Annotated in this window: 14 protein-coding genes; 6 read left to right on the top strand and 8 right to left on the bottom strand. The window is 69.0% G+C overall.

Annotated elements, in window-relative coordinates; translation table 11 throughout:
- Positions 1-39 precede the first annotated feature (39 nt).
- The 3 genes from ACJMKZ_RS05265 to tkt all read right to left on the bottom strand — a co-directional run bounded on the left by ACJMKZ_RS05265 (position 40) and on the right by tkt (position 4,408).
- Positions 40-1,218, bottom strand: a complete 1,179-nt coding sequence (locus tag ACJMKZ_RS05265; RefSeq protein ID WP_405232144.1) for a phosphoglycerate kinase — start codon at positions 1,216-1,218, stop codon at positions 40-42.
- Between the two features lie 81 nt (positions 1,219-1,299).
- Entirely contained in the window at positions 1,300-2,313 is a 1,014-nt protein-coding gene (gene gap / locus ACJMKZ_RS05270) for a type I glyceraldehyde-3-phosphate dehydrogenase (protein ID WP_405232145.1), read from the bottom strand.
- Positions 2,314-2,377: 64 nt separating this feature from the next.
- Positions 2,378-4,408, bottom strand: coding sequence for a transketolase (gene tkt, locus ACJMKZ_RS05275; protein ID WP_405232146.1), 2,031 nt, complete (start codon positions 4,406-4,408; stop codon positions 2,378-2,380).
- A 196-nt stretch (positions 4,409-4,604) separates the two neighbouring features.
- Here tkt and metK point away from each other — a divergent pair, with 196 nt between their 5' ends.
- From metK to ACJMKZ_RS05295, 4 genes are all read left to right on the top strand, one after another.
- On the top strand, positions 4,605-5,765 hold the full coding sequence (gene metK, locus ACJMKZ_RS05280) for a methionine adenosyltransferase (protein WP_405232147.1): 1,161 nt from the start codon (positions 4,605-4,607) through the stop codon (positions 5,763-5,765).
- A gap of 64 nt (positions 5,766-5,829) precedes the next feature.
- Positions 5,830-7,143 carry an adenosylhomocysteinase gene (gene ahcY, locus ACJMKZ_RS05285; protein ID WP_405232148.1) on the top strand — a complete coding sequence of 438 codons (1,314 nt, stop codon included), beginning with the start codon at positions 5,830-5,832 and terminating at the stop codon, positions 7,141-7,143.
- 112 nt (positions 7,144-7,255) lie between these two features.
- A complete protein-coding gene (locus tag ACJMKZ_RS05290) occupies positions 7,256-8,032 on the top strand; it encodes a metallophosphoesterase (protein WP_405232149.1) in 777 nt (258 codons plus the stop codon).
- Positions 8,029-8,961 carry a TraB/GumN family protein gene (locus ACJMKZ_RS05295; RefSeq protein ID WP_405232150.1) on the top strand — a complete coding sequence of 311 codons (933 nt, stop codon included), beginning with the start codon at positions 8,029-8,031 and terminating at the stop codon, positions 8,959-8,961. Before ACJMKZ_RS05290 ends, ACJMKZ_RS05295 begins: the two co-directional genes overlap by 4 nt.
- A gap of 18 nt (positions 8,962-8,979) precedes the next feature.
- On the opposite strand, the gene ACJMKZ_RS05300 is transcribed toward ACJMKZ_RS05295, so the two are convergent.
- On the bottom strand, positions 8,980-9,144 hold the full coding sequence (locus ACJMKZ_RS05300; RefSeq protein ID WP_405232151.1) for a rubredoxin: 165 nt from the start codon (positions 9,142-9,144) through the stop codon (positions 8,980-8,982).
- Positions 9,145-9,275: 131 nt separating this feature from the next.
- Here ACJMKZ_RS05300 and hemL point away from each other — a divergent pair, with 131 nt between their 5' ends.
- On the top strand, positions 9,276-10,550 hold the full coding sequence (gene hemL / locus ACJMKZ_RS05305) for a glutamate-1-semialdehyde 2,1-aminomutase (protein ID WP_405232152.1): 1,275 nt from the start codon (positions 9,276-9,278) through the stop codon (positions 10,548-10,550).
- Positions 10,551-10,553: 3 nt separating this feature from the next.
- Here the strand turns inward: hemL and ACJMKZ_RS05310 are convergent, their stop codons facing one another.
- From ACJMKZ_RS05310 to ACJMKZ_RS05320, 3 genes are read right to left on the bottom strand one after another with little or no spacing between them, the layout of a single operon-like run.
- The gene (locus ACJMKZ_RS05310) at positions 10,554-11,153 is read right to left on the bottom strand and encodes an LON peptidase substrate-binding domain-containing protein (protein ID WP_405232153.1); all 600 of its coding nucleotides are present in this window, start codon (positions 11,151-11,153) and stop codon (positions 10,554-10,556) included.
- A 58-nt stretch (positions 11,154-11,211) separates the two neighbouring features.
- On the bottom strand, positions 11,212-12,573 hold the full coding sequence (gene mpl, locus ACJMKZ_RS05315; RefSeq protein WP_405232154.1) for a UDP-N-acetylmuramate:L-alanyl-gamma-D-glutamyl-meso-diaminopimelate ligase: 1,362 nt from the start codon (positions 12,571-12,573) through the stop codon (positions 11,212-11,214).
- Positions 12,574-12,599: 26 nt separating this feature from the next.
- The gene (locus ACJMKZ_RS05320; protein ID WP_405232155.1) at positions 12,600-13,100 is read right to left on the bottom strand and encodes a hypothetical protein; all 501 of its coding nucleotides are present in this window, start codon (positions 13,098-13,100) and stop codon (positions 12,600-12,602) included.
- A 68-nt stretch (positions 13,101-13,168) separates the two neighbouring features.
- Here ACJMKZ_RS05320 and rnd point away from each other — a divergent pair, with 68 nt between their 5' ends.
- Positions 13,169-14,284 (top strand): ribonuclease D, encoded by a 1,116-nt coding sequence (gene rnd / locus ACJMKZ_RS05325; RefSeq protein WP_405232156.1) that lies wholly within the window; start codon positions 13,169-13,171, stop codon positions 14,282-14,284.
- Here rnd and ACJMKZ_RS05330 read toward each other — a convergent pair.
- Entirely contained in the window at positions 14,251-14,895 is a 645-nt protein-coding gene (locus ACJMKZ_RS05330) for an adenylate kinase (RefSeq protein ID WP_405232157.1), read from the bottom strand. The two genes, rnd and ACJMKZ_RS05330, sit on opposite strands and share 34 nt — an antisense overlap.
- Between the last annotated feature and the right edge of the window lie 4 nt (positions 14,896-14,899).

Genomic DNA, 14,899 nt, shown 5'->3' on the forward strand with positions numbered 1-14,899 from the left:
ACGGGGCCACGAGCGGCCGTGGCCCCGTCCCGGACGCCCTCAGGATTCCGCGGCGCGCTCCTCGAGCATGGCCACGGCGGGAAGCGTCTTGCCTTCCAGGAACTCCAGGAAGGCGCCGCCGCCGGTGGAGATGTAGGAGATGCCGTCGGCCACGTCGTACTTCTCGATCGCCGCCAGCGTATCGCCGCCGCCGGCGACGGAGAATGCATCGCTGTCGGCGATGGCCTGGGCGAGTATGCGCGTGCCCTCGCCGAACTGGTCGAACTCGAACACGCCGACCGGCCCGTTCCAGACCACGGTGCCCGCCTCCGCGATGATCGCGGCGAAGCGCTCCGCGGTATCCGGGCCGATGTCCATGATCATCTCGTCCTCGGTCACCGCTTCCACCGGCTTCACGTCCGCTTCGGCCGCGGCATCGAATTCGCGTGCGACGACCACGTCGCTCGGCACCGGGATGTCCGCCCGGTCCGTCTCGTCGGCGGCCAGGCGCTTCGCGACGGCGAGCATGTCGGCCTCGTGCAGGGACTTGCCCACGTCGTGGCCGGCGGCCGCAATGAAGGTATTCGCGATGCCGCCGCCGACGATGAGATGGTCCACCTTGTGCACCAGCGCCTCCAGCACCGACAGCTTCGTCGATACCTTGGAACCGCCGACGATGGCCACCACCGGCGCCGCCGGATGCTCCATCGCCTGGGTCAGCGCCTCGAGCTCGCGTGCCAGCAGCGGACCGGCGCAGGCCACCGGCGCGAACTTCGCCACGCCGTAGGTGCTGGCCTGGGCGCGGTGGGCGGTGCCGAAGGCATCCATCACGAACACGTCGCACAGGGCCGCCATGCGCCGCGACAGGGATTCCTCACAGCCCTTCTCGCCCTGCTCGAAGCGCACGTTCTCCGCCAGCACCACCTCGCCCGGCGCGACGTCCACACCGTTCAGCCAGTCGGTGACCAGCTTCACCTCGCCGCCCAGCAGCTCCCCGAGCCGCCGGGCCACCGGCGCCAGCGAGAACTCAGGCTGCACGGCGCCTTCCTTCGGCCGGCCGAGATGGGACATCACGATGACCGCGGCACCCGCGTCCCGCGCCAGCCGGATGCCTTCCAGCGCGGCTCGGATGCGGGTATCGGAGGTGATGCGCCCGTCGTCGAGCGGCACATTGAGATCTTCGCGGATCAGAACCCGCTTTCCCTGCAGATCCAGATCCGTCATCTTGAGGATAGTCATTACCTGCTCCCCGGAGGTGGGCCGGCACGGCCCGGCGGCGGCCACCGGCCGCCGTCCGGCGCCGCGCCGGAGTTGGAAGGGTCAGCCGGCTTTCGCCAGCGCCAGGGCCGTGTCCAGCATGCGGTTGGAGAAGCCCCACTCGTTGTCGTACCAGGCGCAGACCTTCACCAGCGTGCCCTGCATGACCTTGGTCAGCGTCGAGTCGTAGGTGGAGGATGCCGGGTCGTGGTTGAAGTCGACCGACACCAGCGGGCCGTCGCTGTAGGCCAGGACGCCCTTCAGGGGACCCTCGCTGGCCTCCTTCAGGATCTTGTCGATCTCCTCCTTGCTGGTCTCCCGCGAGGCGACGAAGGTCAGGTCGACCATGGAGACGTTGATGGTGGGCACGCGCACGGCGAACCCGTCCAGCTTGCCTTGCAGCTCCGGCAGCACCAGGCCCACGGCGGCGGCCGCGCCGGTCTTGGTCGGGATCATCGACATGGTCGCCGAGCGTGCCCGGCGCAGGTCCTTGTGGAAGACGTCGGTGAGCACCTGGTCGTTCGTGTAGGCGTGGATCGTGGTCATGATGCCGTGCTCCACGCCGATGGCGTCGTGCAGCGGCTTCACCATGGGCGCCAGGCAGTTGGTGGTGCAGGATGCATTCGAGACCACGGTGTCCGAAGCGGAAAGAGTGTCGTGGTTCACGCCGTAGACGATCGTCGCATCGGCATCACCACCTGACGGCGCCGAGATCAGCACCTTGCTCGCCCCCGCCTCTATGTGGGCCGACGCCTTCTCCTTGGTGCGGAACAGGCCGGTGCACTCCAGCACGATGTCCGCGCCGAGTTCGCCCCAGGGCAGCTTCGCCGGATCCCGCTCGGCCATCACCCGGATGCGGTCGCCGTTGACCACGATCGCATCGTCCTCCACCTCGACGGTGCCCGGAAACTTGCCGTGCGCGGTGTCGTAGCGGGTCAGATAGGCGTTGGTCTCCGCGTCGCCGAGATCGTTGATACCCACGATCTCGAGTTCCGCGCGCCGATTACTCTCGTAGAGCGAGCGCAGGACCATGCGTCCGATCCGTCCGTAGCCATTGATGCCAAGCTTGATAGTCATCGATTCCTCCTGGTGCGACGCGCGAAGGCGCGCCTGCTCTACTGACCGCTCCGTCAGATGGCCCTCAGGCGCCGAGCCTGCGGGCCACCGTCACTACATTCTCCACCGAGAAGCCGAACTTCTCGAATAATTCTCCCGCCGGGGCGGACTCGCCGAACCGGTCGAGACCGATCACGGCCCCGTCGGGCCCGACGTAGCGCCACCAGCCGGCGGTGGCTCCTGCCTCGATGGCCACCCTGCGGGTCACCGACGGCGGCAGCACCGCCTCGCGATACGCACGGTCCTGACGGTCGAAGACTTCGCAGCAGGGCATGGAAACCACGCGGACCGCGAGGCCGTCGCCGGCGAGGTCCTCGGCCGCGGCCACGGCGAGATGCACTTCGGAACCCGTCGCTATCAGGATGAGCTCCGGGTCGCCATCCGCCTCGCGCAGCACGTAGCCGCCCCGCGCGATGGCCTCGATGCGTTCGTCCTCACGCTGCTGATGCGGCAGCCCCTGGCGGGTCAGCACCAGCGCCGTAGGCCCGTCGCGGCGCTCCAGGGCCGCGCGCCACGCCACGGCCGTCTCGACGGTGTCGCAGGGCCGCCAGACCCGCAGGTTCGGCATCAGGCGCAGGCTGGCGGTGTGTTCGATCGGCTGGTGGGTGGGGCCGTCCTCGCCCAGACCGATGGAGTCGTGGGTGTAGACGAGGATGTTCGGCACCTCCATCAGCGCCGCCATCCGCACCGCATTGCGGGCGTAGTCGGAGAACACGAGGAAGGTGCCGCAGTAGGGCCGCAGCCCGCCGTGCAGGGCGATGCCGTTGGAGATGGCGGTCATCGCGAACTCGCGCACCCCGAAATAGACATAGTTGCCCGAGGCGTCACCGGCATTCACGGCCTTCGAGCCGTCGTGCCAGGTGTTGTTCGAACCGGTGAGATCGGCCGAGCCGCCCACCAGCTCCGGCAGCCGGGGCGCGAACGCGTTCAGCGCGATCTGCGAGGCCTTGCGGGTCGCCACGTCGGCGCCGGCGGCGGCGATCTCCCGGATCGCACCCGCGGCAGCCTCCGCCCAGCCCGCCGGCAGCTCGCCCGCCATGACCCGGCGGTATTCTTCGGCCAGCCCGCCATGGGCCTCGCCGTAAGCCTCGAGCAGACGGTCCCACTCCGCTTCGGCCGCGGCGCCGCGCTCGCGCGCGTCCCAGGCGGCGCGGACCGGCTTGGGCACCTCGAACGGCGGGTAATGCCAGCCCAGTTCCACGCGGGCGGCGGCGATCTCGTCCTCACCGAGCGGCGCGCCGTGGGTGTCGGCGCTCCCCTGCTTGTTGGGCGCGCCGTAACCGATCACGGTGCGACAGCAGATCAGCGTGGGACGTTCGGTCTCGGCCCTGGCCGCCTCCAGCGCCTCGGCCACGGCATCGGGATCGTGGCCATCCACGTCCGGTATGACGTGCCACCCGTAGGCCGCGAAACGGCCGGGCGTGTCGTCGGTGAACCAGGAGTCCACCTCGCCGTCGATGGAGATGCCGTTCTCGTCGTAGAGGCACACCAGCTTGCCGAGGCCCAGCGTGCCCGCGAGCGAGCAGGCCTCGTGGGAGATGCCTTCCATCAGGCAGCCGTCGCCCAGGAAGACATAGGTATGGTGATCCACGATCGGGAAATCGGGCCGGTTGTAACGGGCCGCCAGCATCTTCTCGGCGAGTGCCATGCCCACGGCGTTGGCCAGACCCTGGCCCAGCGGCCCGGTGGTGGTCTCGATGCCCAGGTCCGGCTCGCGCTCGGGATGGCCGGCCGTGCGATAGCCCAGCTGGCGGAAATTCCTGAGCTCGTCGAGGCCCAGCTCGTACCCGGTGAGGTGCAGCAACGAGTACAGCAGCATCGAGCCGTGCCCGTTCGAGAGCACGAAGCGGTCGCGATTGTCCCAGCGCGGATTCGAGGGATTATGTCGCAGGAAGTCGTTCCACAGCACCTCGGCGATGTCCGCCATGCCCATCGGCATGCCGGGGTGGCCGGACTTCGCCGCCTGCACGGCGTCCATGGACAGCGCACGCAGCGCGTTGGCCCGTTCCCGCCGCGGCGGACGGCCGGCGCGCGTGTCTTCTGCGGTGCTCGACATCGGAATTCCCCAAACGATGAGGCGCGCATTTTCGCTTTTTGGTAGGGTGCGGGCAAGCGCGGGCCGGGCCGGTCCGCGCGGGCCCTGTCCCGCTTCTGCGCAGCAAACTGTCCGGTGGCCGAGGCGGGCCCGAAATAAATTCTTGTATCATTGACTGTTACGTTGACAATTACGTCTCAATTGCGGAAAGAAGCTCATGAGCAACGCCTTCCTGTTCACCTCCGAGTCTGTCTCCGAGGGCCATCCTGACAAGGTCGCGGACCAGATCTCCGACGCGGTGCTGGACGCCATCCTGGCCGACGACAAGAACGCCCGCGTGGCCTGCGAGACGCTGGTGAAGACCGGCATGGTCATGGTGGCCGGCGAGATCACCACCACGGCCTGGGTGGACATCGAGGCCCTGGTCCGCGAAGTGGTCACGGACATCGGCTACACGAGTTCCGACATGGGCTTCGACGGCGACTCCTGCGCCGTGCTGAACGCCATCGGCAAGCAATCGCCGGACATCGCCCAGGGCGTGGACCGGGAAGACCGGCGCAGCCAGGGCGCCGGCGACCAGGGACTGATGTTCGGCTACGCCACCAACGAGACGGACGTGCTCATGCCCGCGCCGATCACCTTCTCCCACCGCCTGGTGAAGCGTCAGGCGGAGGTGCGCAAGTGCGGCGACCTGACCTGGCTGAGGCCGGACGCGAAGAGCCAGGTGACCTTCCGCTACGAGGATCACAAGCCGGTCGCCATCGACGCGGTGGTACTGTCCACCCAGCACGCCCCGGACATCTCCCAGGCCGAACTCCGCGAAGCCGTCATGGAGGAGATCATCAAGCCGGTGCTGCCGGCCGAGTGGCTCGATAAGGATACCGTCTATCACATCAACCCCACCGGCAGCTTCGTGATCGGCGGCCCCATGGGCGACTGCGGCCTGACCGGGCGCAAGATCATCGTGGACACCTACGGCGGCAGCGCCCGTCACGGCGGCGGGGCTTTCTCCGGCAAGGACCCCTCCAAGGTGGACCGCTCGGCGGCCTACGCCTGCCGTTACGTGGCCAAGAACATCGTCGCGGCCGGCCTGGCGGAGCGCTGCGAGATCCAGGTCTCCTACGCCATCGGCGTGGCCGAGCCCACCTCCATCTCGGTGAGCACCTTCGGCACGGGCAAGGTGCCGGAGGACCGGCTCACGGCCCTGGTACGCGAACACTTCGACCTGACACCCTACGGCATCCTGGAGATGCTGGACCTGATCCGGCCCATCTATCGCAAGACCGCGGCCTACGGCCACTTCGGTCGCCTGGACGCCGACTTCACCTGGGAGCGCACGGACGTGGCAGAGACACTGCGGGGTGCCGTCGCCGCCTGATGCATCCGCGCGGCACGCCGGCACGAAAGAACAGACCCCTGGAACATCTGACGGAGAAGACCCAATGAGCAGCAACGCCGCCGAAATGCCGGCACAGGACTACCGGGTAGCCGACATCGGCCTGGCCGAGTGGGGCCGCAAGGAGATCGCCATCGCCGAGACGGAGATGCCCGGCCTGGTTGCGGTCCGCGAGGAGTTCGCCGAACAGCAGCCGCTGGCCGGCGCGCGCATCGCCGGCTGTCTGCACATGACGATCCAGACGGCGGTACTGATCGAGACGCTGACCGCGCTGGGCGCCGAAGTGCGCTGGTCCTCCTGCAACATCTTCTCCACCCAGGACCACGCGGCGGCGGCCATCGCCGCCTCCGGCGTGCCGGTATTCGCCTGGAAGGGCGAGACCGAGGAGGAGTACTGGTGGTGCGTCGACAAGACGATCACCGGCCCCGACGGCTGGAAGCCGAACATGCTGCTGGACGACGGCGGCGACCTCACCCAGGTGGTGCACGAAAAGCACCCGGAGCTGCTCGAGGAGATCCGCGGGCTCTCCGAGGAGACCACCACGGGCGTGAAGCGGCTCTACGAGATGCAGCGTGAAGGCACGCTGGGCTGCCCCGCCATCAACGTCAACGACTCGGTCACGAAATCCAAGTTCGACAATCTCTACGGCTGCCGGGAATCGCTGGTGGACTCCATCAAGCGGGCCACCGACGTCATGGTCGCCGGCAAGATCGCCGTGGTCTGCGGCTACGGCGACGTGGGCAAGGGCAGCGCGCAGAGCCTGCGCGCCCTCGGCTGCACCGTGTGGATCACCGAGATCGACCCCATCTGCGCGCTGCAGGCAGCGATGGAAGGCTACCGGGTCGTCACCCTGGAAGAGGCCGTCGACAAGGCGGACATCTTCGTCACCGCCACCGGCAACTACCACATCATCGGGCCCGAGCACATGGAGCGGATGAAGAATCAGGCCATCGTCTGCAACATCGGCCACTTCGACAATGAGATCGACGTGGCCTACCTGCGCAAGCTCGAGTGGGAGAACATCAAGCCACAGGTCGACCACGTGATCTTCCCGGACGGCAAGCGCATCATCCTGCTGGCCGAGGGCCGGCTGGTGAACCTCGGCTGCGGAACCGGCCACCCGAGCTTCGTGATGTCCAACTCGTTCACCAACCAGGTGCTGGCACAGATCGATCTCTGGCAGCATCCGGAGAACTACGAGAAGAGGGTCTACGTGCTGCCGAAGCACCTCGACGAGAAGGTCGCCCGGCTGCACCTGAAAAAGATCGGCGCCAACATCACCACGCTGAGCGAGGAGCAGGCGCGCTACATCGGCGTGCCCGTCGAGGGGCCCTACAAGCCGGACCATTACCGCTACTGAGTCCTGCGCACGGCACCGCGGCAGCCGCGGCCGAGGCGCGATATGATCGGGGCGGAGCCCGGCCGGGCTCCGCCCTTTTTCGTGCCCGGCCGTCCGAGGGAAGGAGCCTCCGGTGACTGACGATTCGACGACGATGCGGATACTGCACATCACGGACCCCCATCTCTACGCCGATGCGGACGGCGAGCTGCGCGGCGTGCGCACGGCGGAATCGCTGGCGGCCGTGCTGCGCGATGCCTGCGCCGAGGAGACACCGGACGCAGTGCTGGTGACCGGCGACATCGCGCAGGACGAATCCCGCGGCGCCTACGAGCGCTTCCGCGACCTGCTGGCCGGCTGCGGGGCTCCGGTGTGGTGCCTGGCCGGCAATCACGACGACCCCGTCCTCATGGGCGAGGTCGTCGCGGAGACGCCGTTCACCTTCGGCGGGGTCGCAACCGCGGGCGCCTGGCGCGTGCATCTCCTGTCCACCTGGGCGGAGGGCGAGATTGGCGGACGCCTGAGTGCCGAGGCACTGTCGGCCGTCGAGGCGGACCTCACCGCCCACGGGGACGCTGCTGCACTGCTCTGCCTGCATCACCATCCGGTGCCGGTGGGCAGCCGCTGGCTGGACGGCATCGGGCTGGCGGAGGCCGACGGCCTGCTCGAGCTTGCCGACCGCCACACGCAGGTGCGCGGCATCGTCTGGGGTCACGTGCACCAGGAACTCGACCGGCGGCGCAACCACTATCGGCTGCTGGCAACGCCCTCCACGTGCCGGCAGTTCATGCCGGGCCGGGACGAATTCGCCGTCGACGACCGCCCGCCGGCGTGGCGCTGGCTGGAGCTCAGTGCCGACGGCAGCCTCGACACCCGGCTGCGCTGGCTCGACCGGAGCACCCGGCCTTGAACCGATGCGGCTCTGCCTGGTCGCGCCGCCCGTCAGGCCTCCGCCGGCTCGTCGTTCTGCTGCTCGTGCTCGTGGCCCCTGCCGCGCCAGCCGGTGCCGACTCGCTGCCGCTCTGGCAGATCCGCGACGCCGATACGCGAGTGTGGCTGCTCGGCTCCATCCACCTGCTGCGCGAGAGCGACTACCCCCTGCCCGCACCGATCCGGGAAGCCTACGGGCAGGCCGATGCGCTCGTGATGGAGCTGGACATGGACGACCTCGACTCCGCGATGGTCTCGGCGGTCATGTTCGCCCGCGGGACGCCGCCGGAAGGCGAGACGCTGGCCTCGCTCATGGGCGGCGAGAAATACGCCCGCGCGCGGGAGGCGGCCGCCGCGGCCGGGATCGACCTGGACCGGCTGCAGGGCGCCGAGCCCTGGTATGCCGCGCTCACGCTCACCCAGATGCTGCTCATGCGCCATGGCTACGACCCCCGCCAGGGGCTCGACGTACACATGGCCGCCCTCGCCCGCCGCGACGGCAAACCGGTGGAGGGGCTGGAGACGTTCGAGGAGCAGATCGTCTTCTTCGACACCCTGCCCATGGCGCTGCAGAGCGACATGCTGCTCGAATCGCTGGCCGAGATCGACGATCTCGAGGCGGGCATGGGGCGCACGGTCGACGCCTGGCGGCGCGGCGACACCACCTACCTGGCCGACGAGCTGCTGGAGGAACTGCGCCGCTTTCCGGACCTGTACGAGCGGCTGGTCACGGAGCGCAATCGCAAATGGGTACCGCGCCTCGCAGCGCTGCTGGAGCGTGACGGCGACTATCTGGTCGTGGTGGGGGCGCTGCACCTCGTCGGCCCGGACAGCGTGCTGGCCATGCTGGCCGCCGAAGGCGTGCGGGCCGAGCAGCTCGGCGCGGCGCCTCCCGCCGATGGCCCCTGAGGGTTCAGCAGCGAGCGGTCACACCTCGACCATCTCGAAGTCTTCCTTGCCGGCGCCGCAGTCGGGGCAACGCCAGGAAAGTGGCACGTCCTCCCACCGTGTATTCGGCGGGATACCGGATTCGGGATCGCCCTCGGCCTCGTCGTAGATATAACCGCAGATAAGGCACATGTAGCTCTTCATGGGAGATCGCTCTTCATGGGAGATTCCGGCGCATTGCAGTTACGGATATCGACGGCAATGATACGGACCGGCCGGCGGGTTTTGAAGGCGCTTCGGCCTCGGTTAGGATGCACCCAGCACAGGAGGTAAGCATGAGTCTGTTTTCCGAAGCCAGCAAATACATCCCCGGCGGCGTGAATTCCCCCGTGCGGGCGTTCGCGGCGGTGGGCGGCGAGCCGCTGTTCTTCAAGCGCGCCAAAGGCCCGCGGGTGTGGACCGAGGACGGTCGGGAGCTGATCGACTACGTCGGCTCGTGGGGCCCCATGATCCTGGGCCACGCCCATCCGAAGGTCATCGAGGCCGTGCAGCGAACGGCGGAAGACGGCCTGTCGTTCGGGGCGCCCTGTGTGCTGGAGACCGAGATCGCACGCAAGATCACCGAGCTCGTGCCCTCCATGGAGCTGGTACGCATGGTGAGCTCCGGCACCGAGGCCACCATGAGCGCCATCCGGCTCGCCCGCGGCTACACCGGCCGCGACCTGATCGTGAAGTTCGAGGGCTGCTATCACGGCCATTCGGACTCGCTGCTGATCAGCGCCGGCTCCGGCGCGCTGACCTTCGGCGTGCCGAGTTCTCCCGGCGTGCCGGCGGGACTGGCCGAGCTCACGCTCACGCTGGAGTTCAACAACAGCGAACAGGTGCGCGAAGCCTTCGCCGAGTACGGCGAGCGTATCGCCTGCGTCATCGTCGAACCGGTGGCCGGCAACATGAACTTCGTGCCCCCGGTGCCGGGCTTCCTCGAGACGCTGCGCGAGACCTGCTCGGACGCCGGCGCCGTGCTCATCTTCGACGAGGTGATGACCGGCTTCCGGGTGGCCAAGGGCGGTGCCCAGTCGGTGTTCGGCATCAAGCCGGATCTCACCACCTTCGGCAAGGTCATCGGCGGCGGCATGCCGGCCGCGGCGTTCGGCGGCAAGCGCGAGATCATGGAGCACATCGCGCCACTCGGCCCCGTGTATCAGGCCGGCACGCTGTCCGGCAATCCGGTGGCCATGGCCGCAGGCCTCGCCACGCTGGAGGGCATCGACCAGGAAGGCTTCTACGAGGACCTGACGGCGCGGACCCGGCAACTGGCGGACGGCATGGCCGGTGCGGCGGCCGAGGCGGGCGTCCCACTCGCCACCGGCTCCCTGGGCGGCATGTTCGGCTTCGTCTTCACCGACGACGGCCCCGTGCGCACCTACGGCCAGGTCGCGGGCGCCGACGTGAACCGCTTCCGCCGCTTCTTCCACGCGATGCTCGAGCGCGGCGTCTACCTCGCGCCATCGGCCTTCGAGGCCGGCTTCGTCTCGGCCGCCCACGGCGAGACCGAGATCGCGACGACGCTGGAGAAGGCGGCCGAGGCCTTCGCGGAGATCGCCGACTGACGCTCAGCCGTCGTCTTCGTCCGCCTCGTCCGCGGAATGCAGTATCACGCGGATGATCTCCAGCCGCTGCAGCGCATCCTCCGTCTCGAGGCAGAACTGTTTCTGCTCGGGCGTGATCGGCAGGATCTCTGCGAAGCGGTAACCCACCCAGGTCGCGTCGTCGTAGCGGCGCTCCAGCAATTCGTACAGCCGGCCGAGATCGTCCAGCACGCCCCGCAGGATATCCACCATCGGCCGGAAGGCGGCCGGCAGGTCGACCCGGGGCTCGGGCGGCAGCCAGGAGACCCGCGCCAGGTTGAGTCCGTCCGGCGCCTGCCGCACAGACTCCACGCGGAATCGCTCGCTGCCCTGGGCCGTGATACCCAGCAGCCCGTCGCTGCCCTGGTACCAGTCGACGATCTTGGCCAGCGTGCCGGTGCCGTAGGTGCTTGCCGTGCCCGTCTCCGTCCCCTCGCGGATGAGGACGACGCCGAAGCCCTCGTCCTCGCGCAGGCAGCGGCTGATCATGTCGAGGTAGCGGGTCTCGAAGATGCGCAGCGGCAGTGGGCCCTCGGGGTAGAGGACCGTGCGCAGGGGGAACAGCGGGATTTCGGTTTCGCTCATGTTCACCTGCATTCGCTGCCGGGCGGCGTGCAGATGCGCCAGCCGCGCCGGCCGGGCTTCAGCCGCGTTCGGTCAGCGCGGCAACCACCCGCTCACGCAAACCGCCGAAGCCGCCGTTGCTCATCAGCACGAGGATATCGCCGGCGGCCACCTCGCGCAGCACTCCCTCGGCCATTTCGCCGTAATCCCCGGACAGCGTCGCACGATCGCCCAGCGATGCGAGCGCCGCGGCCAGGTCCCACTCGAGACCGTCGGGCGCGAAGACGAATATCCGGTCGGCGCCGGCGAGCGAACCCGCCAGCGTCTCCCGGTGCACGCCCAGACGCATCGTGTTCGAGCGCGGCTCCAGGGCCACCACGATACGCGCATCGGGCTCGCGCCGGCGCAGACCCGCCAGCGTCCGGGCGATGGCGGTGGGATGATGGGCGAAGTCGTCGTACACCCGGACGCCGCCGCCCTCGGCCGCCAGTTCCAGGCGCCGCCGCACGCCACGGAAGCGGGCGACCGCGGCCAGTGCCGCCGCCGGCTCCACCCCCACCGCCGCCGCGGCAGCGACCGCCGCGGCCGTATTCTCCAGGTTGTGTTCGCCGGCCAGCGGCCACTCGTCCTGCAAGCGTTCCCCGCCCGGCCCGGCCAGACTGATCCCCTCGCCGTCGGGGCCGAAATCCACCCGCCAGTCCGCCGCGCCGCCGGCCGCGAAGGTCTCCACCGGCGTCCAGCAGCCCATCGCCAGCGTCTCGGCGAGTTCCGCATCGCCCGCCCGCACCACCAGCCGTCCGCCGCCCGGCACCGTGCGGATCAGCTGATGGAACTGCCAGCGGATGGCCGCCATGTCGGCGTAGATATCGGCGTGGTCGTATTCCAGGTTGTTCAGCACCGCGACCCGCGGCCGGTAGTGCACGAACTTGGCGCGCTTGTCGAAGAACGCCGTGTCGTACTCGTCGGCCTCCACCACGAACAGGTCGGAGCCGCCGAGACGGGCGGAGGCGCCGAAGTCGAGCGGGACGCCGCCGATCAGGAACCCGGGCTCGAGTCCGTTGGCCTCCAGTATCCACGCCAGCAGGCTGGAGGTGGTGGTCTTGCCGTGGGTGCCGGCCACCGCCAGCACGCGCCGTCCAGCCAGCACGTGCTCGGCCAGCCAGGCCGGTCCCGACGTGTAGGGCAGCCCCTGCTCCAGGACCGCCTCCACCAGCGGGTTGCCACGGCTCATCACGTTGCCGATCACCACCATATCCGGCGCCGGCTCGAGCTGGCCGGGATCCCAACCTTCGGTCACCTCGATGCCGAGACGCGCGAGCTCCTCGCTCATTGGCGGGTACACCTCCCGGTCGCAGCCCGTGACCCGGTGGCCGGCCGCCTTGGCCAGGCCGGCGATACCGCCCATGAAGGTGCCGCAGATGCCGATGACGTGGATGTGCATGGTGAGAAGGAGGGCCGGGCAGAGGCTCAGGCCGCAGGGAATTGCTGGTACAGCACGAGTTGGCCCGAGAACACCGCCAGTGCCAGCAGCGTGCCGCCGATCAGCGGCACCTCCAGCGCCCGCGCCATGATGTGGCCGTCCACCAGAATCGACCAGGCGATCAGCGCCAGTAACACCATCACGCCGCCCTGCCCCTCCGCGTCCAGCGCACCGGTGGCGAGCAGGGGCAGCTCGGCGAGGCTGATCAGCGCGGAGGAGCCGAACAGCGCAGCGAAGGTCTGGGGGATGCGCCCCTCATGACCCCGCAACCGCAGGGCCACGGTGTAGGTGCCCAGCGACAGGCCGAGGCTCAGCGCGAAGAAGACCGGAGACCAGGGCTGCCAGCCGCCGGACAGCGCCAGCCCGGTGAAGCTCGCGCACAGCATGGCAGCGAACAGCAGGACGGCCAGGAAGAACGAGCGCGGCAGCGCGTCCGGCCCCAGCCGCAACAGCACGATACCCGTCAGTGTCCGGAGCAGTATCAGCACGCTGCGGCAGTGTATCCTCCCATGCAGCGCATAGTCTCACGATAATACCGGAGGGCAAAGACCCGCCCATGAGCGACATCCTCTTCATCGATACGCAGGCTTCCCTGCAGCAATTCATGGAAACCTGCGCGGCCGGCGAGAGGCTCGCAGTGGATACGGAATTCCTTCGGGAGCGCACCTATCACGCCCGCCTTTGCCTGGTGCAGCTCGCCGCGGGCGAACGCATCGCCTGCATCGATCCGCTGGCCGGACTGGACCTCGAACCGTTATGGCGGTGCTTCGACCGCACCGAGCTGACCCTGCACGCCGCGCGCCAGGACCTGGAGGTGCTACTCGGCACGGCCGGCCGTCTGCCCGGTCGCATCTTCGACACCCAGGTGGCCGCCGCCCTGTGCGGCTACCCGGCGCAGATCGGCTACGCGTCCCTGGTCCGGGAACTGCTCGGCATCGACCTCGGCAAGCATCACACGAGAACGGACTGGTCCCGCCGGCCGCTCAGCGCCGAACAGCTCGAGTACGCCGCCGACGACGTGCGCTACCTGGAGGAGATGCGCGCCATGCTCAGCGCCCGCCTGGCGGAACTCGGCCGGCTCGACTGGGCTGTCGCTGACAGCAACGAGCTACTGGACCCGGCGCTCTACGACCCCGCACCGGAGTCGGCGTGGCAACGGCTGAAGGGGCTCGCCCGCATGGACGAACGCAGCGCGGCCGCGGCCGCCGCTCTCGCCGTGTGGCGGGAGGAAGAGGCCCTGCGGGCGGACCGGCCGCGGCAGTGGATATTAAAAGATGCGGCTCTCATCGCACTCGCCCAGGGCCGGCCGTCGAGCCGTGAGGCGCTGGCGGAGACCGAGGGCGTCCCCGCCGGGCTCGCCCGACGGGCCGGAGACCAGCTGCTGCGGGTCATCGGCCGCGCCGGACCGTCGCCGGTGGTGCGACGGGGCGCGCCGTCCGCAGCGGAGAAGGCGCTGGTGGCCAAACTGTCCGCCGTGGTGAAGGGCAAGGCCGAGGAACTCGGCATCGAGCCCGAGCTGATCGCCTCGCAGAAGGACCTGCGCCGGGCGGCCGCCGGCGGCGACGGACTCCGTGCGCTTACCGGCTGGCGCAGGGAACTGGTCGGCGAGGATTTGGAGACACTCCTCGCGGGCGGGGCTCAGTCCTCGACCGCGGAGACGAGTCGCTCGTAAACGACCTCGACGGTGCCTTCGGCATCCACGGTCTTCAGCAGGCCCCGGTCGCGGTAGTAACCCACCAGTGGCGCCGTCTGCTCCCGGTAGACCTGCAGCCGGTTGGCGATGGTCTCCTCGTTGTCGTCATCGCGCTGCAGGAGTTCGCCGCCGGCCTCCAGGCAGGCGTCCAGCTCTTCCTGCGGCGAGAAATAGATATTGAGCACCTTGCCCGTGGCCGAGCAGGTGCGCCGCCCGGTCAGCCGCTTCATGAGGATCTCGAAATCCACGTCCATGAGCACCGCGGCGTCCAGGGGCTGACCCAGCTCCTCCAGCAGATCGTCCAGGGACTCGGCCTGGGACTCGTTGCGGGGGAATCCGTCCAGGATGAAGCCGTCGGCCACGTCGTCCTCGTTCAGCCGTTCCCGGATCATGCCGAGCACGAGGTCGTCGGAGACGAGCTCGCCGGCGTCCATGGCCGCCTTCGCCTTGCGGCCCAGCTCGCTGCCCGAGGCGACGGCCGCGCGCAGCAGGTCGCCGGTGGATATCTGCGGGATGCCCTTCTCGGCCATCAGCCGCTGGGCCTGGGTCCCCTTTCCGGAGCCGGGGGCGCCGAGCAAAACGATGCGCATGATT

The organism is Lentisalinibacter salinarum (genome assembly GCF_040706555.1).
Lineage (GTDB): Bacteria > Pseudomonadota > Gammaproteobacteria > Steroidobacterales > Woeseiaceae > Lentisalinibacter > Lentisalinibacter salinarum.